The sequence below is a fragment of the Streptacidiphilus sp. PB12-B1b genome, from assembly GCF_014084125.1.
Lineage (GTDB): Bacteria > Actinomycetota > Actinomycetes > Streptomycetales > Streptomycetaceae > Streptacidiphilus.
The window spans coordinates 7,316,109-7,333,675 of sequence record NZ_CP048405.1; the positions used below are offsets into that span (position 1 = coordinate 7,316,109).

A 17,567-nucleotide genomic window follows, 5' to 3' on the forward strand; every position below is an offset into this window, starting at 1 on the left:
GTGAACCCGGGTGCGCGAGCGGCCGAGCCGCCCGCCGAGCGCCCCCGGTCAGACCGCGGGGGCGGTCGGCGGGCGGCTCAGCAGCAGCACCGCGACATCGTCGGCGAGCGCGCCGCCGTTGAGGTCCTCGACCTCGGACATGGCCGTGTCGATCAGCAGTTCGTCGCGCAGCCCGCTCTGCTGGTGGTCGGCGACCATGCCGATCAGCCCCTCCTGCCCGAGGCGCCGCGTGCCCGCGCCTATCCGGCCCTCGATCAGGCCGTCGGTGTAGAGCATCAGGCTCCACTCGTCGCCGAGGCGGACCTTGGTCGGCGGCCACTGCTCGGCCTCGGCCGGGGCGTCCAGCGGCAGCAGCCCGAGGGCCGGGCCGCCGTTGTCGTACGGCAGCAGCTCCGGCGGGCGGAACTCGCGCAGCAGCAGCGGCGCGGGGTGCCCGGCGAGGTGCAGTTCGGCGTACTCGGCGTCGGGGTCGATGGCGAGCATGCACAGCGTGGCGAAGATCTCCTCGCTGCGGCGCTCGTGCTCCAGTACCCGTTGCAGGGTGCCGAGCAGGGCCTCGCCGGTGAGGCCGGCGAAGACCAGGGTGCGCCAGGCGATCCGCAGGGCGACGCCGAGGGCGGCCTCGTCCGGGCCGTGGCCGCAGACGTCGCCGATGACGACGTGGACGCTGCCGTCGGAGGTGCGGACGGCGTCGTAGAAGTCGCCGCCGAGCAGCGCGCGGCGGCGTCCGGGCCGGTAGCGGGCGTGGAAGGTCAGGCCGGAGCCGTCCAGCAGCGGGGTCGGCAGCAGGTGCCGCTGCAACCGGGCGTTCTCCTGGCCGCGCAGCTCGGCCTCGACCAGGCGGCGCTGGGACTCGTCGGCGCGCTTGCGCTCGACGGCGTAGCGGACGGCCCGGGTGAGCAGCCGCCCGTCCATCTCCTGCTTGACCAGGAAGTCCTGGGCGCCCGCGGCGACCGCGGCGGCGCCCAGGTAGACGTCGGCGGTGCCGGTGACGGCCAGGACGGCGGTGCGCGGGGCCCGGCGCAGCAGCCGGCGCAGGCCGTCGAGGCCGCCGGCTTCGGGCAGTTCGAGGTCCAGCAGGACGCAGGCGGTGTCCGCGGTGAGCATCGCCTCGGCCTCGTCCAGGGTGCGCGCGCAGCGGACCTGGACGTCGGAGGCGACCTCGGCGAGCAGGTTGCGCACGGTCTCGGCGTCGCCCGGATCGTCGTCGACGACCAGCACGGACAGCGCGACCGCCGGAGAGATCGAGGCCAGGGCGGACATGGCGGTGACCGCCGCGGCAGCGGTCGTCGCCGACAGCGCCGGAGCAGCCGCAGGCGCCGAAGCAACCGCAGGCGCCAGGGCCGCCGGGGAGGCCGGGGCCGCCGGGACGGGGGCGAGGCGCGGGCGCGGTATGGGCGTGCCGGTGGGCGCGCTCGACTGCTGCTCGTGCGCGCTCTCGATGGCGGGCATCAGCGATACCTCCCTCTCCCCGGCTGTGCAACGGTTGGGCGACGGGTGCAGTGCCCATCCAACACCGCAATCCTGGAGCTTTCCCGTGACCCTAACGTGATCTCCACACCCCCTCCGTACGGCACGTCACACCGGCAGGCGGAATCCACCCGCGGGTCGGGGGCCGTGGGCGTCCGCACGGTGCGGCGGAAATCCCAGGGCAGGGGCGCTGCCGGGGCCGATAGCGTGCACACCGACGAGAGGGGTACGTGATGGAGATCACTTTGGTTCAGGGTGACATCACCCGACAGCAGGTGGACGCGGTGGTGAACGCCGCCAACTCCTCGCTGCTCGGCGGGGGCGGGGTGGACGGCGCGATCCACCGGCGCGGCGGGCCGGAGATCCTGGCCGCCTGCCGGGCGCTGCGCGCCTCGCAGTACGGCCGGGGCCTGCCCACCGGGCAGGCGGTGGCCACCACGGCCGGGGATCTGCCCGCCCGGTGGGTGATCCACACCGTGGGGCCGGTGTACGACGCCGCCGATCCGGGCCGGGCCGCGCTGCTGGCCTCCTGCTACCGCGAGTCGCTGCGGGTGGCGGCGGAGCTGGGCGTGCGGACGCTGGCGCTGCCGGCCGTCTCCGCCGGGGTCTACGGCTGGCCGATGGCCGACGCCGCCCGGATCGCCCTGTCCACCGTCCGGGCGGCCGCCCGCGAGATCCCGGGGGCGCCGGCCGAGGCCCGCTTCGTCCTGTTCGACGCGGAGGCGTTCAGGGTGTTCGAACGAGCGCTGGAGCGGCTCGACGAAGGCGGCGACGGGGACGAGGGGGTGGCGCATGGGTCCATGGTGGACTGAGGGGATGTCAAATCTCCATACAATTCGATAACTCGTTCGAATAAATCATCCGGTCGGCGCAACGGCCTCCCAGCGGACGGTCAGCTCGCCCTGCCGCCACCGGCGCGGGCCGCCCAGGACCGGCCAGTCCCCGGCGACCGCCCGGGCCATGGCGATCCAGCGCTGCCGCGCGCCGAAGTCCCCGTAGGGCGCGGCGGCGGCCCAGGCCCGGTCCAGGTCGCGCAGCAGGGCATGGACCGGCTCGCCCGGCACATTGCGGTGGATCAACGCCTTCGGCAGCCGTTCGGCCAGGTCGGACGGGCGCTCCAGGCCGCCCAGCCGGGCCGCGAAGGTCACCGTGCGCGGGCCGCCGCGGTCCAGTGCGACCCACACCTGGCGCCGGCCGATCTCGTCGCAGGTGCCCTCGACCAGCAGCCCGCCCGGCGCCAGCCGCCCGCACAGCAGCGCCCAGGCGTCCGCGACCTGGCCCTCGTCGTACTGGCGCAGCACGTTGGCGGCCCGGATCAGCAGCGCCCCGCCGCCGGGACCGGCCGGGGCGTCCAGCGGGACCTCGAAGCCGCCGCGGCGAAAGGTGAGGCCGGGCGGGAGCGCGTAGCGTTGGGCGAGCGCGACCCGGTCCGGCTCGATCTCGATGCCGACCACCCGGACGTCGGACCGTACCGAGGCCAGCCGCTGGTACAGCTCCACCGCCGTCCACGGCGCGGCCCCGTACCCGAGGTCGACGGCCACCGGCGCGGCCTCGGCCCGGCGCAGGGCCGGGGCCAGCTCCGCCGCGATCCAGCGGTCCATCCGGCGCAGCCGGTTGGGGTTGGTGGTGCCCCGGGTCACCGCGCCGACCGGACGCGCCGCCCGCCGGACGCCCGACCGCGTCCCCCCGCCGACCCCGCCGACACCCCCGCCGCTCACCTTGGACACACCCGCAGCGTACGCGGCCTGCGGACCCCGCCCCGCCTGCCCGGATCCACCCGGGGAATCGATGGGCGTCCGCGCCTGTTGCAATCGTGTTGAAGGGTCGTCGAGCGGCCGCAGACAGGGACATGCCCAGGACAGCGTTCCCAACCCCGTAAGTGAGGACGAGCGGTGCCCCAGCAGCCTTCCCGCATCGCCATGCTCAGCGTGCACACCTCCCCGCTGCACCAGCCGGGGACGGGAGACGCGGGCGGCATGAACGTCTACATCGTGGAGCTCTCCAAGCGCCTCGCCGACCGCGGCATCGAGGTGGAGATCTTCACCCGCACCACCTCCTCCGACCTGCCGCCCACGGTGGAACTGGCCCCGGGCGTCCTGGTCCGCCACATCACCGCCGGGCCGTTCGAGGGCCTGCTGAAGGAGGACCTGCCCGCGCAGCTGTGCGCCTTCACGCACGGCGTGCTGCGCGCCGAGGCGGGCCACCGGCCGGGCCACTACGACCTGGTCCACTCGCACTACTGGCTCTCCGGCCAGGTCGGCTGGCTCGCCTCGGAGCGCTGGGGCGTCCCGCTGGTGCACACCATGCACACCATGGCCAAGGTCAAGAACGCCTCGCTGGCCCTGGACGACACGCCCGAGCCGCCCGCCCGGATCATCGGCGAGACCCAGGTGGTGTCCGCCGCCGACCGCCTCATCGCCAACACCACCGAGGAGGCCGAGCAGCTCGTCCACCACTACGACGCCCGCTCGGACCAGCTCGCGGTGGTGCACCCCGGGGTGAACCTGGAGGTGTTCCGGCCCGCCTCGGCCTCGCCGACCGGCGCGGTGGGCGACGCGGTCAGCCATGCCGCCGCCGCACCGACCGCCGCGGCCGCCGCCGCCCCGGCCGGATCCGGCGACCACCGCGACCGGCTGCGCAGCCGGCTCGGACTCCCCCGGGACGCCACCGTCCTCCTCTTCGCCGGGCGGATACAGCCGCTGAAGGCCCCGGACGTGCTGCTGCGGGCCGTCGCCGAGATGCTGCGCCGGGAGCCCGCGCTGCGCGACCGGCTGGTCGTCCCGATCGTCGGCGGCCCCAGCGGCAGCGGCATGGCCCGCCCGGAGAGCCTGCACAAGCTGGCCGCCCAGCTCGGCATATCGGACATCGTGCGCTTCCGCCCGCCCGTCGAGCAGGCCGCCCTGGCGGACTGGTACCGGGCCGCGACCGCGCTGGTGATGCCCTCGTACAGCGAGTCCTTCGGGCTGGTCGCGCTGGAGGCCCAGGCGTGCGGCACGCCCGTGGTGGCGGCGGCCGTCGGGGGCCTGCCGGTGGCCGTGCGGGACGGCGAGACCGGCTTCCTGGTCGACGGGCACGACCCCCGGGACTGGGCCACGACGCTGCGCCGCCTGGTCGACGCCCCCGAGCTGGTCGCCCGGATGGGCGAGGCGGCCGCCCGGCACGCCGCCGCCTTCGGCTGGGCCGGGGCCGCCGCCGACACCGCCGAGGTGTACCGGCAGGCCATGCACGCGGGGGTGGAGCGACAGCGGGCGGCGGCGGGGGCGGTAGCGTCGGGTCATGGACAGCGATGAGCTCCGGGCCGCGGCCCTGACCGTACTGCGTACCGCCCTCGACGAGGCGGGCGTCTCCTGGGAGCAGCCCGCGGGCGATCCCCACACCTTCGTGGCGACGCTGCCGGGCACCCGGAAGCTGTCCACGACCTGCTCGCTGCGGGTCGGCGAGCACACGCTGAGCGTCAACGCCTTCGTGGTGCGCCGCCCGGACGAGAACCACGAGGGCTTCTACCGCTGGCTGTTGGAGCGCAACACCCGGATGTACGGCCTGGCCTACGCCATCGACCGGCTCGGCGACGTCTACCTCGTCGGCCGGCTGCCGCTGGCGGCGGTGACCCCGCAGGAGCTGGACCGGCTGCTGGGGACGGTCCTGACCAACGCCGACGAGCCCTTCAACACGCTGCTGGAGCTGGGCTTCGCCTCGGCGATCCGGCGCGAGTGGGAGTGGCGCACCAAGCGCGGGGAGTCCACCCGCAACCTGGACGCCTTCACCCACCTGACCGGGGCCGGCGCCGGGGCCGGGGCGAAGCACCCCACCGAGCCGTCGGAGCCCGGCGGCCCGGACGAGGGCCGGTAGGCGGCGCCTCGCGGGCGGGGGCGGCGCCTAGAAGGCCGGGCGGATCTCGCCGACCGGCCTGCCGCCGCCGTACAGCGGCGCGCAGCCGATCCGGTTCAGGGTGTCGCCCGCGGCCGGGACGCCGAGCCGACGCAGGACCGCCGCCAGCACCGGGCCGACCGCGCGGTAGGCGCCGTCGTCGATCTTGAAGGCCAGGGCGCGGCCGTCCGGCAGGGCCACCGCCTGGACCGCCTCCGCGCCCATCTTGGCCATGGCGCCGGGGAGGCCGCGCATCAGCCAGGTGTCGATGCGGCGGGTTCCGGCGACGTACTCGGGGTGGGCGCGCATGGCGTCGGCGACCCGGCGCTCGGGGCTGCCCTCCTCGGCCAGCAGCATGGCCTGGAAGGCCCGGGCCAGGCCGATCAGGCTGACGGCCAGCAGCGGGGCGCCGCAGCCGTCCGTGCCCTGGGTGTGCACCTGCTCGCCGGTGAGCTGCTGGAGGGTGGCCAGCACCTGCTGCTGGACCGGGTGGGCCGGGTCCAGGTAGGTGGCGGTGTCCCAGCCGTTGGCGACGCAGGCGGCGAGCATCGCGGCGTGCTTGCCGGAGCAGTCCATCAGGATCGGCTCGGGGTGGCCGCCGGAGCGTATCCAGTCCTCCCGCTCGACCTCGTCCAGCGGCCAGGAGGGGGGTGTCTGCAGGGCGTCCGTGCCCAGCCCGGCGCTGGTCAGGATGGTCTGCACGGCGTCCAGGTGAAACGATTCTGCGGAGTGGCTGGCCGCCGCCAGCGCCAGCAGCTCGCCGTCCAGGTCGAGCCCGGTCCGCAGCACCGCGGCGGCCTGCATCGGCTTGTTGCTGGAGCGGGGGAAGACCGGCGCCCCGGGCGCGCCCAACGCGAACTCCACCGAGCCGTCCGGCGCCAGCACCACGAGCGAACCCCGGTGCAGGCCCTCGACGAATCCCGAGCGGACGACCTCGGCCAGCACGGCCGAGGTCGGTGCGCCGGGCGCGGCGGAGGCGGGTGCCGGGGCGTGTGCGGCGGACGCCGGAACGGGCGGGGTGGTCATGGCGGTTCAGCCTCCGAGGAGCAGATCATCGACGCGTGCTTCCCCTTCACGGTACCTGCGGGTGATCTCCGCACTGCACTCGTCCACGATCCGCTGCAGCCGCTGGCGGCGCTGCGAGATCGCCCGCTCGTGCGTGGTCAGCCGGATGCACGCCGCCTGCAGCGCGGCGTCGGACCGGGCCTCCGGGTCGGCGCAGTCGATGTCGTCCATGATCTCGTCCGCCAGCGACTGGAACTCGGCGCTGCGCGGAGTGCCCAGCGTGACGTGCCGGGCCGAGCTGCGGACCTGCGAGGGGACGTCCGCCAGGATCACCGGCAGCTGTTCCAGCAGGGTGTCCGGCGCCGCCCGGCGGCCGCTGCGCCGGGCCAGCTCGGCGCAGAGGATGTCCACCCGGCCCTGCAGCAGGCGGCGCAGGTAGGAGAGGTCGGCCTCGTCCTCCTGGGCCCGGCGGCGCCGGCAGCGCAGGTCCTCGAGGCCCATCAGCGCGAGCGCGCCGACCGCGTCCTGTCGTGCGTACCCGTCGCCCACCACGTCAGCCGTCCCCTGGTCCGTCACCGCTTCGACGCCGTCCTGAGTCTGGCATCGTGCCACCCGTCGGCACAGTCGCGCAGGCAGGCAGCACCCGATCGGCCCCCTGGCGAATGCGGGTGGCTCATACGACCGGCGCATATGCCCAGCCCAGGGCCGGAGCCGCCACCGCCCCAGGGGCGCGGGGCCGCTCCCCCGCGCCCCCCGTGCTCCGGGCCGTGCGCCCCGGGCACAATGGTGCCCATGCGCGCAGTGGCTCAGGTAGTGACCGAGGCGAAGGTGACCGTCGACGGCGAGGTGGTGGGCTCGATCCTCGGCCCCGGCCTGTGCGTCCTGGTCGGCGTCACGCACGACGACACCGCCGAGCAGGCGGCGCTGCTGGCCCGCAAGCTGTGGTCGGTGCGGATCCTCGAGGGCGAGAAGTCCTGCTCGGACCTGGCCGCGCCGCTGCTGGTGATCAGTCAGTTCACCCTCTACGGCGACGCCCGCAAGGGCCGCCGCCCCACCTGGAACGCCGCCGCGCCCGGGCCGGTCGCCGAGCCGCTGGTGGACGAGGTGGTGGCCCGACTGCGGGCGCTCGGCGCGACCGTGGAGACCGGACGCTTCGGCGCGGACATGAAGGTCTCGCTCGTCAACGACGGCCCGTTCACCCTGGTGCTGGACTTCTGACGATCCGTCACCGCAGCCCTGTCACCGCAGCCCTGTCACCGAAGCCCCGTCACCGCAGCGCCGTCACTGCGGGACGACGACCTCCTGCGTCGCCGGGACGCCCCCGGCCAGCAGTCCGGCGTCCACCGGGGTGTTCCGCTTGACCAGCGCCAGCGCCACCGGGCCGAGCTCGTGGTGCCGGGCCGAGGAGGTCACGAAGCCGACCGGACGCGCGTCCGGGCCGTCGGCCGCGACCCTGACCTCGGCGCCGTGCCCGGGCAGCACCTCCATGCTGCCGTCCAGGTGCAGGAAGACCAGGCGGCGCGGCGGGCGGCCGAGGTTGTTGACCCGGGCGACCGTCTCCTGCCCCCGGTAGCAGCCCTTGTTGAGGTGGACCGCGCTCTCCAGCCAGCCCAGCTCGTGCGGGATGGTGCGGTGGTCGGTCTCGAAGCCCAGCCGCGGGCGGTGGCCCTCGATCCGCAGCGCCTCGTAGGCCCACAGCCCGGCGGGCGCGCCGTAGCCGGCGGTCGCGGTGGCCAGCGCGGCGCGCGGCAGGAACAGGTCCCGGCCGTACGGCAGCTCGCGGACGGCGGCGGCGCCCGCGGCGTCGGCCGTGGAGCCAGCCGGCAGGTGCACCACGGCGTAGTCGGCGGTGGCGTCGGCGATCTCGACCTGGTTGAAGAACTTCATCTTCTCCAGGTAGGACACCAACTCGCCCTCGGTGCCCGGCTCCACGTGCGCCCAGGTGGTGGCGCCGTCGTCGACCAGGTACAGCGCGTGCTCGATGTGGCCGTGCGGCGACAGGATCAACGCCTCGATGGCCTGCTGCGGCGGCAGCGCGCTGACGTGCTGGGTCAGCAGCAGGTGCAGCCAGCTCAGCCGGTCCGGGCCGGAGACGGTGACCACGCCCCGGTGCGAGAGGTCGACGAAGCCGCGCCCCGCCGCCAGCTCGCGCTGCTCGCGGAACAGCTCGCCGTAGTGCGCGGCCACGGGCTCGTCCACCCCGTCGGCGGCGACGGCGCCGGGCAGGGAGAGCAGCGGGCTGGGGGGCACGGTCACGAGTGGGCGTCCTTACCGGGGCGGTGGCTGGCGTCGGCGCCGGAGGGGGCGCCGTGGTGGTCGGAGCGCGCGCGCTCCCGGTCGCGGCTGCAGTCGCGGCAGCGGCCGAAGATGGCGAAGTGCTTCATGTCCGTCTCGAAACCGTGGACGGCCCGCAGGGATTCCACGAACGGCGCGGCGAGCGCCACATCGGTCTCGGTGACCTGCTCGCAGTCGCGGCAGACCAGGTGCAGGTGCTGGTCGCGGTCGGCCAGGTGGTAGGTCGGCGCGCCGTGGCCCAGGTGGGCGTGCGAGACCAGGTCCAGCTCCTCCAGCAGGTCCAGCGTGCGGTAGACCGTGGAGATGTTGACGCCGGTCGCCGTCCGGCGCACCTCGGTGAGGATGTCGTCCGGGGTGGCGTGCTCCAGCGCGCCCACGGCCTGCAGTACCAGTTGGCGCTGCGGCGTGAGCCGGTAGCCGCGCGCCCGCAAGTCGCTCTGCCAGTCGGTGCCAGTCACTCCCGTGCCCCTCAACCCTCAACGACGACGTCCCGCACCCCCGAGTCTAGGGGGGCGCGGGACGTTCCCTGAAGGGCTCCGCAGTCAGCGGAAGAAGGCGATGCCGTCGTCCGGGAGGTCGGCCACGGACTCGACCAGCTGCGCCGGGTTGAGCACCTTCTTCAGCTGGCCCGACATGTACGGGCGCAGCGGCGTCTCGGGGGCGGACTTCTCGCCGACCCACATCAGCTCGCCGTTGACCAGGCCGTAGAGCCGCTTGCCGCCGGAGTAGGGGGCGCTGTCGGCGACCCGGGCGACGGCGTCGGTGACCAGGTCGATCTGCGGCTTGCCGTCGGCCAGCTCGCCGTACCAGATCTCGACGGTGCCGTCGTCACGCACCAGGGAGCACTCGATCTCGCGCGTACCGGTGGTGCCGTGCGGGTTGCCGGTGACCCGCCAGAAGCCGGCCTCGTTCTCCAGCGGGCGCACCTTGGCGCCCTCGGAGTCCAGCACCCAGGTGCGGGAGCGGTACTCGATGAACGGGCGGCCGTCGTGCCGGAAGACCAGCTCCTGGCCGAAGTTGCACTTCTCGGTCTCGGGGTCGCCCTGCCCGGGGAGCGCGGCGTGCACCCCCGCCCCCTCCCAGGTGCCGAGGAGGAAGGCCAGCGACACGACGTCCTTGTGCAGGCCGGAGGGGATCTCGATCATGTCAGCGCTGGCCCTGGTAGAGCTTCTTCACCGAGTAGGCGGCGAACCAGATGATGACGATGGCCATGATGGCCAGCAAGGTGTCGTAGAAGTCTACGAGCATGGTCTGCTCCTCGTGCGGTGACGGACGGCGGGCGCGCGGTTCCCCAGTCTAATGTGCCCGCACCCGCCGCTCGCGGTGGGCCTCGCCACGCGTCCGCTGCATAGGGTTGCCCGCATGTCGAAGAAACTGGTTGTCAAGGTCACGGCCGGCGCGGACGCGCCGGAGCGCTGCTCGCAGGCGTTCACGGTGGCGGCGGTCGCCGTCGCCAGCGGGGTCGAGGTGTCGCTGTGGCTGACCGGCGAGTCCAGCTGGTTCGCCCTGCCCGGCCGGGCGGCCGAGTTCGAGCTGCCGCACGCCGCCCCGCTGCCCGAGCTGCTGGAGGCGCTGACCGCCGGGGGGCAGGTGACGCTGTGCACGCAGTGCGCGGCCCGGCGCGGGATCACCCAGGAGGACGTGCTGGACGGGGTCCGGATCGCCGGCGCGCAGGTGTTCGTCAGCGAGATCATGGCGGACGGCGTGCAGGCCCTGGTCTACTGACCGGGCCCACCGAACAGCCGTCGCCCCGCCCGGGCGGACCGGGCGGGGCGACGGGGTACGACCTGGTGGTGTCAGACCGCGATGGCGACCTCGGCCACCGCGCCGCGGGTCGCGGCGACGACCCGGTCCACGGTCGCGCCGGGGATGAGCGCGCGCAGCGTCCAGGTGCCGGGGGCGGCGAAGAACCGGAACTGGCCGGTCGCGGAGGTGGGCACCTCGGCGGTGAACTCGCCGCCCTCGTCCAGCAGCCGCACGTAGCCGCTGACGGGCTCGCCGTCGCGGGTCACCGAGCCCTGGATGATCGTCTCACTCGCCACGTCAACTCCTGCAAGATCGGGGCCGCCGGCCTTCGCACCACACATGTCTTTGGGTCTCCTTAGGGGTGGGCCGGGACTCAGTTGGAGCCGAGCTCGATCGGCACGCCCACGAGGCTGCCGTACTCGGTCCAGGAGCCGTCGTAGTTCTTGACGTTGGTCTGGCCGAGCAGCTGGTGCAGCACGAACCAGGTGAGCGCGGAGCGCTCGCCGATGCGGCAGTAGGCGATGGTGTCCTTGCCGAGGTCGACGTTCTCGGCCTCGTACAGGGCCTTCAGTTCCTCGTCCGACTTGAACGTGCCGTCGTCGTTGGCGTTCTTCGACCACGGGATGTTGCGGGCGCTGGGCACGTGGCCGGGGCGCTGCGACTGCTCCTGCGGGAGGTGCGCCGGGGCGAGCAGGCGGCCGGAGAACTCGTCCGGCGAACGCACGTCGACCAGGTTCTTGTTGCCGATGGCGGCCACGACGTCGTCGCGGAAGGCGCGGATGGAGGTGTCCTGGGCCTGCGCCTGGTAGTGGGTGGCCGGGCGGTCGGGGACCTCGGAGCCGTCGACCAGGTCGCGGGAGTCGAGCTCCCACTTCTTGCGGCCGCCGTCGAGCAGGCGGACGTCGCCGTGGCCGTAGAGCTTGAAGTACCAGAACGCGTAGGAGGCGAACCAGTTGTTGTTGCCGCCGTAGAGCACGACGGTGTCGTCGTTGGCGATGCCCTTGGCGGACAGCAGCGCCTCGAAGCCGGCCTGGTCGACGAAGTCGCGGCGGACCGGGTCCTGGAGGTCCTTCTTCCAGTCGATCCGGACGGCGTTGCGGATGTGGTTCTTGTCGTAGGCGGCGGTGTCCTCGTCGACCTCGACCACGACGACCTTGGGGTCGTCCAGGTGGTCCTGGACCCAGTCGGCGCTTACGAGTACGTCACTGCGGCTCATCGGGGGATTCTCCATCCGGGGCAATTGCGGAAGGGTCGCCGCGCGCAGGGTTGTCCGAAGGGGAGGCTCGGATGGTGAGACGGCGCGGCAGGGATCAGATCAGCGGACGTGCGGAGGCCGCGAAGGACCCCGTCAGCGCATTCGACAGAGGCAGGCAGCCACGCGGCACAGGTCGACCGCCCGCCGCTTCGTGAGATCTACCTGTCGCTTCATGCTGTCGATGCTAGGCAACGAGGACGGCGCTGTCATTGATGTCTTGAATAGTGAGACATAATGCTCCGCATATTGATATGAGGGGCGGCCCGGCGGGCGTCCGGCCACCCCGGCAGGCTGCGCCCGAACCCTCGGCGGCCCCGCGGGCCCGATCCGGCGGGACGAAGGTGGACACTCCGTCTCGCCGATCGGACGCGACAGGGACGCGTCGGGGCCCGCACCGCGAAGGTGCGGGCGTCCGGGCGCGGCCCGCTCCCAGTCTGGGCCCTGCCCGGGGTCAGTCGCTGGTGCTGCTCAGCGACACGCCGGTCCCGGACACGCTCACCGCGATGCCGTCCGGCTCGGCCTGGATCCGGGCCAGCTTGAGCCCGCTGGGCAGGCCCGACAGCCGGAACTGGGGCTCCAGCATGGCGCCCGCCGCCTGCAGCGCGGCGACGCCCAGCGCGGAGGCGCTGTCGCCGCCGGTGATGCCGCTGATGTCGGCCAGGCCGATGGTGTCGCCGTTCACCACGTTCACGTCCGCCGTCCCGGAGAGCGCCTGCTTGCCGAAGAACGGCAGGTCCACCGTGGCCGAGACCTTCACCTTGCTGTCGCCGCCGTAGCTCAGGGCCGGGTGGCTGGGCAGCGCGGCGGTCAGATCGGCGTACGAGATGACCGCCGTACCGGTGGCGGTGTCGGCCACCGCCGTGGAGTAGTCGTTCTCCAGCCGGACGCCCTTCAGGTCGGCCTCGAAGTCCTGCAGCGTGACGTTCGGGCCGCCGCTCGTGCCGTGCACGGTCATGCCGGTGGCGTGCACCTTGACCTCGTCCAGCTTGCCGCCCGCCAGCTGGGTCAGGAACGGGAAGCCCTCGATGCTCACACTCGGCTTCTGCGCCAGCCCCCGGGCCGTCTGCAGCTTGTCGGCGACCTGCGACTGGGCGACGTGGACGGCGATCCGGTCCGCGGCTACGAACAGCCCGAACAGGATCACCAGGACGATGATCGTACGTCGTATGGCACGCATGTGGGATTCCCTCCGTGGCCTCGCCCGGGGAGACGCCGGGCCGGGCAACCTCGGTTGCCCGGCCCCTTCGCCCGCTCCCAGTACGCCCGCTCCAGTGTGACCCAGGCGCCGGACCGTCCGGTCGCCCGGTCGCCGGTCGCTCAGGCGCTCGACCCGGACGGCCCGGACGGCCGGCGCCCGGTGCCGGACGCCCGGCCGGCAGTCGTCTGCCCGCTCAGCGCGCGAGCAGCCGCCCGGCCAGGTAGACCACCGGCGCCGCGCAGGCCAGCGGCACCGCGATCCCGGCGGTGAAGTGCACGAATCGCGACGGGAAGTCGTACGCCGCGACCCGGCGTCCGACCAGCGCGCAGGCCCCGGCCGCCAGGCCGACCAGCGCGCCGTCCAGGCCCAGGCCGGTCGCGCTGCCCACCGCCGCACCGCACAGCAGCCCCGCCACCGCGCCCGCGCCGAAACCCACCGGCGCCGGTACCCGGGGCACCGCCGACACCAGCGTCGCCGCGCCGGCGGCCAGCGCGCCGGCGGTGACCACCGCGCCGGTCGACCAGCCGTGACGGGTCAGCGTCGCCGCCGCCGGATAGGCCCCGGCCAGCACCGTCATCAGCGTGGCCGAGGCACTGACGGTCAGCGCGTAGAAACGCTCGTCCGGATTGCTCGGGCGGAAGATCTGCAGGATCAGCACCAGCAGGAAGAACCCGCCGAGCGTGCCCGCCAGCACCGCCGGAGCGGTGCCGCCGCCCGCGGCCAGCATCGCCGCATCCGCGGTGAAGCCGCCCAGGGCGGCCAGGGCGATGCCCTGCCGGGCGGGCCACATGCCGTTCAGCCGGAACCACCCGGCGGCGGTCACCGCCTGCAGCAGCAGCGTCGGCACGACCACGGCCGTCCGCCCGAGGAGCGCGGCCAGCGCGATCAGCACCGCCAGACCGAGGGTCGCCGCGGCGGGCTGCAGCCCCGGATCGATGATCGGCGACCCCTTGCGCGCCGCCGGAACCGGCGCGGCGGCAGGCGCGGGCACCGCGAACGGGGCCTGCGGCCCGGTCGGCTGCGCGGCGGCGAACGCCTCGCGCAGCGACCCGCCGGGCTCCGCTCCGAGCGGCGCCGGAGGCGGCGGCGCGAACGCCCCCGCCGGGCCGGTCGGCTGCGCCGAGGTGAACGCCTCCCGGAACGACGCCGGCGGCCCGTACGCCACCGGCGCATCCGCCCACCCCCCGGCCTCCGGCGCAACCGCGCCCCCAGCCCCGGACGCGGACGCGGACGCGGACGCCGGATCGGACACCTGCCCAGCCCCGGCCCCGAACGCATAACCACCGACCTGCGCCGCACCCGGCCCCGACGCCTGCCCAGCCCCGGACGCGGGCGAGTACCCACCGGCCTGCGCCGGGCCCGCCCCCGGATAACCGGTGCCCTGGCCGGGCGCGAAGCCCCCACCCTGGCCCGACGCGGGCGCGCCGGCCGGGGACGGCCCGGAGCCGAGGTGATCGGTGCCCGCGCCGGGATAGCCACTCGTCCCGGCCGGGCCCGCGCCCGGTGGGAAGGGACCAGGACCGTGCGACGGCGCGCCGGAGCCCGGACCCGCGCCGGGCGGGAAGCCCGCGCCCTGGTCCGACGCGGGCGCGCCAGTCGGGAAGGGGCCGGGGCCGTGCGACGGCGCGCCAGCGCCCGGACCGGCACCGGGCGGGAAGTTGGCGGTCTGGCCGGGGGCCGGCGTGCCGGGCGGGAAGGGGCCGGGGTGATCGGTGCCCGCGCCGGGATGGCCACCGGCCACGGCCGGGCCTTGGCCTGGCGGGAAGGGGCCGGACGGTGGGGTGGCGGAGTTGGGGCCCTGGCCCGGGGGAAAGGCGGTGGACTGGGCGTAGGGGGAGGCGGTCGGGCCGGAGGTGTAGGGGGCAGCGGGTTGGTACGGGTGCTGCTGGGCCGGGGGCGCCGCCTGCGGCTGCCAGCCGGGGGCGGGGTGGAGCGGGCCGAGGGCGCGTAGCCGTCCGGCGCCGGAGCGGCGGACGGCTGCTCCCAGTGCTGCGGCCAGGCCGCGGCCTGCTGCGGGTCGGGCTGCGGCTGCTGCTGGGCCTGCGCCTGCGGGTGCTGCGGCGCGGCCTGCTGCTGCGGGTGCGGTGGGGCCTGTTGCGGGTGCGGCTGCGGACCCTGCTGGAATTGCGGCGCGAACCGCTGCGGCTGCTGCTGCGCGAACTGCTGCTGCTGGGCTTGCGCCTGTGGGTGCTGCGGAGCGGGCTGCTGGTGCGGGTGTTGCTGGGCCTGGAGGTGCGGCGGGTGCTGCTGGTACTGCGGTGCGGGCTGCTGTGGCTGCTGGTGGGCCTGTGGGGGGACGTGGACCTCGCCGGTGGCGTACTTCTCGTGGATCTGGCCGAAGCGCGAGGTCGGCGGCGGCTGCGCCGGGTCGGCGGCGAAGGCCGGGCCCTGGTCCGGGACGGGCGGCAGGTAGGCCGTGGCCTCGGCGTCGTCGGAGGTGAACGGCGGCTGCCCCGGACGGGCCTGCGGCTGCGGCTGGGGCTGCGCCTGGGGCTGATGCTGCGGCCCGGGCTGGGCCTGCGGCTGGGGGTTTTGCTGGGAGTAGTAGTCGGACATGGTCCGCGTCACCCGCCCGCGAAGGGGGGGAGGACCTCGACCACGCCGCCCTCGACCAGGTGGACGTCCGCATGGTCGCGGCCGCCGACCGGGGCGCCGTCGACCAGGAACGAGCACATGCCGAGGACGCGCTCGAAGCGGGGCTGGTCGGCGTGGAGCCGCCGGGCCGCGTCCAAGGCCTCCTGGAGCGTCGCCGCCCGATAGGGCTCCTCGCCCGTACCGGCCTCGGCCTTGGCCGCCGCCCAGTAGCGGATCACACCGCTCCGTGCCGCGTCGGCCGGTCCGGTGTCGGTGACCGACGTCGTCCCGGCCATCTCACCCTCCTCCGTGGAAGCTCGCATCGGGACATCATGTCTCGTCCGTCGGGTTGCCGTCACCGCGCACCCGCCAGCCACTCGCCCACGCGTTCGATCAGCGCGTCCGGCGCGGAGTTCTCGGCGTGCCCGAATCCGGCCTCGATCCACAGCTCGGCATGGTCCGGCCCGGCCGCCTCGTACAGCGAGCGCGGGTGGTCCAGCGGGAAGTACGGGTCGGTGTCACCGTGGACCACCAGCAGCGGAATGCCCAGCGCGGGCAGCAGCGCGGCGGCGGCCACCGGGGGCAGCGGCGGCTGCGGCCACTCCTGCGGGTCGATCCGGGTGCGCAGCCCCACCCGCCCGACGACCCGGCCCAGCGGCCGCATCACCACCCAGTGCAGCCGCCGCATCGGCACCGTCCCCCGGTAGTACCAGCGGGCCGGGGCGCTGACGGCGGCCACCGCGTCCACCCCCTGGTGCAGCGCGGCGTGCCGCAGCACCACCGCCCCGCCCATGGAGAAGCCGAGCGTGACCACCCGGCGGTAGCCCAGCGAGCGGGCCCACGCGACGGCCGCCTGGACGTCCAGCACCTCCCGGTCGCCGACGGTGGAGAGCCCGGCCGAGCGTCCGTGCCCCCGGAACGAGAAGGTGACCACGCCGGCGTACCCGGTCAGCAGCGCCGCCGCGCGCCGCACCGCCGGGCGCTCGACCGCCCCGGAGAAGCCGTGCGCCAGCACGACGGCGACCTCCGCGCCGGGCGTCCTCGGCGGGCTGTACGCGGCGTGCAGCCGCACCCCGTCGGCGGTGGAGAGGAGCGCCTCAGCAGGCGCGCTCCACGGGCGTACGCCCCCCTCGTTCCTGGTCAGACTCTTCGCCCTGGGGTCCATGTGGGCTATTCTCCTTCTCCAAGGGATCCGGGCAGAGTCGCCCCCGGGTCCTTTTGTGCATTCAGCAGCTGAACGCACAGTCCGTCCATCGCCTTGTCGCGCGGCTCGACGCATGGCCGGTGGTGCGCACAGTGCGGTGTGCCCGCCGGGGATACCGGAGTTACCAGCCCTCCGTCACCCGGAAAGGGGACTACCCGGGTATGAGTTCTCTGCTGCTGCTCACCAACGCCCTCCAGCCCTCCGCCGAAGTCCTCCCCGCCCTCGGCCTGCTGCTGCACAACGTGCGCGTGGCCCCCGCCGAGGGCTCCGCCCTGGTGGACACCCCCAGCGCCGACGTGATCCTGGTGGACGGGCGGCGTGACCTGCCGCACATCCGCAGCCTGTGTCAGCTGCTGCGCTCCACCGGGCCGGGTGCGCCGGTGATCCTGGTCGTCACCGAGGGCGGCCTGGCCGCCGTGACGGCCGAGTGGGGCATCGACGACGTGCTCCTGGACACCGCGGGCCCGGCCGAGGTCGAGGCCCGGCTGCGGCTGGCCACCGGCAGGATGCAGGTCGTCCAGGACGACAGCCCGATGGAGATCCGCAACGGCGACCTCTCCGTGGACGAGGCCACCTACAGCGCCAAGCTCAAGGGCCGGGTGCTCGACCTCACCTTCAAGGAGTTCGAGCTGATCAAGTACCTCGCGCAGCACCCCGGCCGGGTCTTCACCCGGGCCCAGCTGCTGCAGGAGGTCTGGGGCTACGACTACTTCGGCGGCACCCGCACCGTGGACGTCCACGTGCGGCGGCTGCGCGCCAAGCTCGGCCCCGAGCACGAGCAGCTGATCGGCACGGTGCGCAACGTCGGCTACCGCTTCGTCATCCCGGAGAAGGCCGCCGACAAGGCCCCGCTGGCGGCCCCGCAGGAGGCCGCCGACGTCGAGCTGGAGGTCTGAGGCCCGCGTCGTCCCCGCGCCGCGGCGGGGGCGACGGCAGCGCACCCGTGCCCGGAG

General features: G+C 74.5%; 20 protein-coding genes. 6 read left to right on the forward strand and 14 right to left on the reverse strand.

Annotated features, from left to right (window positions below; translation table 11 throughout):
- Positions 1-48: 48 nt before the first annotated feature.
- Positions 49-1,452, reverse strand: a complete 1,404-nt coding sequence (locus tag GXW83_RS31875; protein WP_182446476.1) for a PP2C family protein-serine/threonine phosphatase — start codon at positions 1,450-1,452, stop codon at positions 49-51.
- 251 nt (positions 1,453-1,703) lie between these two features.
- Between GXW83_RS31875 and GXW83_RS31880 the strand changes: the two genes are divergently transcribed.
- Positions 1,704-2,282 (forward strand): O-acetyl-ADP-ribose deacetylase, encoded by a 579-nt coding sequence (locus tag GXW83_RS31880; protein WP_182446477.1) that lies wholly within the window; start codon positions 1,704-1,706, stop codon positions 2,280-2,282.
- 45 nt (positions 2,283-2,327) lie between these two features.
- On the opposite strand, the gene GXW83_RS31885 is transcribed toward GXW83_RS31880, so the two are convergent.
- Entirely contained in the window at positions 2,328-3,071 is a 744-nt protein-coding gene (locus GXW83_RS31885) for a class I SAM-dependent methyltransferase (protein WP_225447590.1), read from the reverse strand.
- A 318-nt stretch (positions 3,072-3,389) separates the two neighbouring features.
- On the opposite strand from GXW83_RS31885, the gene GXW83_RS31890 reads away from it, so the two are divergent.
- Complete coding sequence (locus GXW83_RS31890) at positions 3,390-4,760, forward strand: glycosyltransferase (RefSeq protein ID WP_182447691.1); 1,371 nt, start codon at positions 3,390-3,392, stop codon at positions 4,758-4,760.
- Entirely contained in the window at positions 4,747-5,319 is a 573-nt protein-coding gene (locus tag GXW83_RS31895; protein ID WP_182446478.1) for a YbjN domain-containing protein, read from the forward strand. Before GXW83_RS31890 ends, GXW83_RS31895 begins: the two co-directional genes overlap by 14 nt.
- Positions 5,320-5,346: 27 nt before the next feature.
- On the opposite strand, the gene GXW83_RS31900 is transcribed toward GXW83_RS31895, so the two are convergent.
- Together GXW83_RS31900 and GXW83_RS31905 are read right to left on the reverse strand one after the other, a co-directional pair.
- Positions 5,347-6,363 carry an asparaginase gene (locus tag GXW83_RS31900; RefSeq protein WP_182446479.1) on the reverse strand — a complete coding sequence of 339 codons (1,017 nt, stop codon included), beginning with the start codon at positions 6,361-6,363 and terminating at the stop codon, positions 5,347-5,349.
- Between the two features lie 6 nt (positions 6,364-6,369).
- Positions 6,370-6,918, reverse strand: a complete 549-nt coding sequence (locus tag GXW83_RS31905) for an aerial mycelium formation protein (protein ID WP_370466828.1) — start codon at positions 6,916-6,918, stop codon at positions 6,370-6,372.
- A 216-nt stretch (positions 6,919-7,134) separates the two neighbouring features.
- Here GXW83_RS31905 and dtd point away from each other — a divergent pair, with 216 nt between their 5' ends.
- Entirely contained in the window at positions 7,135-7,560 is a 426-nt protein-coding gene (gene dtd, locus GXW83_RS31910) for a D-aminoacyl-tRNA deacylase (RefSeq protein ID WP_182446480.1), read from the forward strand.
- Positions 7,561-7,623: 63 nt separating this feature from the next.
- On the opposite strand, the gene GXW83_RS31915 is transcribed toward dtd, so the two are convergent.
- The 3 genes from GXW83_RS31915 to GXW83_RS31925 all read right to left on the reverse strand — a co-directional run bounded on the left by GXW83_RS31915 (position 7,624) and on the right by GXW83_RS31925 (position 9,782).
- Entirely contained in the window at positions 7,624-8,592 is a 969-nt protein-coding gene (locus tag GXW83_RS31915; protein WP_182447693.1) for a folate-binding protein YgfZ, read from the reverse strand.
- A 2-nt stretch (positions 8,593-8,594) separates the two neighbouring features.
- The gene (locus GXW83_RS31920) at positions 8,595-9,095 is read right to left on the reverse strand and encodes a Fur family transcriptional regulator (RefSeq protein ID WP_182446481.1); all 501 of its coding nucleotides are present in this window, start codon (positions 9,093-9,095) and stop codon (positions 8,595-8,597) included.
- Positions 9,096-9,179: 84 nt separating this feature from the next.
- The gene (locus GXW83_RS31925; RefSeq protein WP_182446482.1) at positions 9,180-9,782 is read right to left on the reverse strand and encodes an FABP family protein; all 603 of its coding nucleotides are present in this window, start codon (positions 9,780-9,782) and stop codon (positions 9,180-9,182) included.
- 217 nt (positions 9,783-9,999) lie between these two features.
- On the opposite strand from GXW83_RS31925, the gene GXW83_RS31930 reads away from it, so the two are divergent.
- Positions 10,000-10,362 carry a DsrE family protein gene (locus GXW83_RS31930; protein WP_182446483.1) on the forward strand — a complete coding sequence of 121 codons (363 nt, stop codon included), beginning with the start codon at positions 10,000-10,002 and terminating at the stop codon, positions 10,360-10,362.
- Positions 10,363-10,433: 71 nt separating this feature from the next.
- Here GXW83_RS31930 and GXW83_RS31935 read toward each other — a convergent pair whose 3' ends face one another.
- The 7 genes from GXW83_RS31935 to GXW83_RS31960 form a co-directional block, all read right to left on the reverse strand.
- Positions 10,434-10,724 carry a DUF1416 domain-containing protein gene (locus tag GXW83_RS31935; protein WP_182446484.1) on the reverse strand — a complete coding sequence of 97 codons (291 nt, stop codon included), beginning with the start codon at positions 10,722-10,724 and terminating at the stop codon, positions 10,434-10,436.
- 32 nt (positions 10,725-10,756) lie between these two features.
- Complete coding sequence (locus tag GXW83_RS31940) at positions 10,757-11,599, reverse strand: sulfurtransferase (protein WP_182446485.1); 843 nt, start codon at positions 11,597-11,599, stop codon at positions 10,757-10,759.
- A gap of 132 nt (positions 11,600-11,731) precedes the next feature.
- Entirely contained in the window at positions 11,732-11,848 is a 117-nt protein-coding gene (locus GXW83_RS35485; protein WP_370466902.1) for an Ms5788A family Cys-rich leader peptide, read from the reverse strand.
- A gap of 241 nt (positions 11,849-12,089) precedes the next feature.
- Complete coding sequence (locus GXW83_RS31945) at positions 12,090-12,815, reverse strand: DUF2993 domain-containing protein (protein WP_182446486.1); 726 nt, start codon at positions 12,813-12,815, stop codon at positions 12,090-12,092.
- A 214-nt stretch (positions 12,816-13,029) separates the two neighbouring features.
- On the reverse strand, positions 13,030-14,001 hold the full coding sequence (locus tag GXW83_RS31950; RefSeq protein ID WP_182446487.1) for a hypothetical protein: 972 nt from the start codon (positions 13,999-14,001) through the stop codon (positions 13,030-13,032).
- Between the two features lie 1,399 nt (positions 14,002-15,400).
- Positions 15,401-15,706, reverse strand: a complete 306-nt coding sequence (locus tag GXW83_RS31955; protein WP_182447694.1) for a MoaD/ThiS family protein — start codon at positions 15,704-15,706, stop codon at positions 15,401-15,403.
- 59 nt (positions 15,707-15,765) lie between these two features.
- On the reverse strand, positions 15,766-16,575 hold the full coding sequence (locus GXW83_RS31960; protein ID WP_182446488.1) for an alpha/beta hydrolase: 810 nt from the start codon (positions 16,573-16,575) through the stop codon (positions 15,766-15,768).
- A gap of 200 nt (positions 16,576-16,775) precedes the next feature.
- Here GXW83_RS31960 and GXW83_RS31965 point away from each other — a divergent pair, with 200 nt between their 5' ends.
- On the forward strand, positions 16,776-17,510 hold the full coding sequence (locus GXW83_RS31965; protein ID WP_182446489.1) for a response regulator transcription factor: 735 nt from the start codon (positions 16,776-16,778) through the stop codon (positions 17,508-17,510).
- The last annotated feature ends 57 nt before the right edge of the window (positions 17,511-17,567 follow it).

Excerpts from the sequence above, each read along its gene's own strand:
- dtd (WP_182446480.1), top strand. The coding sequence starts at position 7,135 with ATGCGCGCAGTGGCTCAGGTAGTGACCGAGGCGAAGGTGACCGTCGAC.
- GXW83_RS31895 (WP_182446478.1), top strand. The coding sequence starts at position 4,747 with ATGGACAGCGATGAGCTCCGGGCCGCGGCCCTGACCGTACTGCGTACC.
- GXW83_RS31875 (WP_182446476.1), bottom strand. The coding sequence starts at position 1,452 with ATGCCCGCCATCGAGAGCGCGCACGAGCAGCAGTCGAGCGCGCCCACC.
- GXW83_RS31930 (WP_182446483.1), top strand. The coding sequence starts at position 10,000 with ATGTCGAAGAAACTGGTTGTCAAGGTCACGGCCGGCGCGGACGCGCCG.
- GXW83_RS31940 (WP_182446485.1), bottom strand. The coding sequence starts at position 11,599 with ATGAGCCGCAGTGACGTACTCGTAAGCGCCGACTGGGTCCAGGACCAC.
- GXW83_RS31925 (WP_182446482.1), bottom strand. The coding sequence starts at position 9,782 with ATGATCGAGATCCCCTCCGGCCTGCACAAGGACGTCGTGTCGCTGGCC.
- GXW83_RS31955 (WP_182447694.1), bottom strand. The coding sequence starts at position 15,706 with ATGGCCGGGACGACGTCGGTCACCGACACCGGACCGGCCGACGCGGCA.
- GXW83_RS31945 (WP_182446486.1), bottom strand. The coding sequence starts at position 12,815 with ATGCGTGCCATACGACGTACGATCATCGTCCTGGTGATCCTGTTCGGG.
- GXW83_RS31960 (WP_182446488.1), bottom strand. The coding sequence starts at position 16,575 with ATGGACCCCAGGGCGAAGAGTCTGACCAGGAACGAGGGGGGCGTACGC.
- GXW83_RS31880 (WP_182446477.1), top strand. The coding sequence starts at position 1,704 with ATGGAGATCACTTTGGTTCAGGGTGACATCACCCGACAGCAGGTGGAC.
- GXW83_RS35485 (WP_370466902.1), bottom strand. The coding sequence starts at position 11,848 with ATGACAGCGCCGTCCTCGTTGCCTAGCATCGACAGCATGAAGCGACAG.
- GXW83_RS31885 (WP_225447590.1), bottom strand. The coding sequence starts at position 3,071 with ATGGACCGCTGGATCGCGGCGGAGCTGGCCCCGGCCCTGCGCCGGGCC.
- GXW83_RS31890 (WP_182447691.1), top strand. The coding sequence starts at position 3,390 with ATGCTCAGCGTGCACACCTCCCCGCTGCACCAGCCGGGGACGGGAGAC.
- GXW83_RS31965 (WP_182446489.1), top strand. The coding sequence starts at position 16,776 with ATGAGTTCTCTGCTGCTGCTCACCAACGCCCTCCAGCCCTCCGCCGAA.
- GXW83_RS31900 (WP_182446479.1), bottom strand. The coding sequence starts at position 6,363 with ATGACCACCCCGCCCGTTCCGGCGTCCGCCGCACACGCCCCGGCACCC.
- GXW83_RS31935 (WP_182446484.1), bottom strand. The coding sequence starts at position 10,724 with ATGTGTGGTGCGAAGGCCGGCGGCCCCGATCTTGCAGGAGTTGACGTG.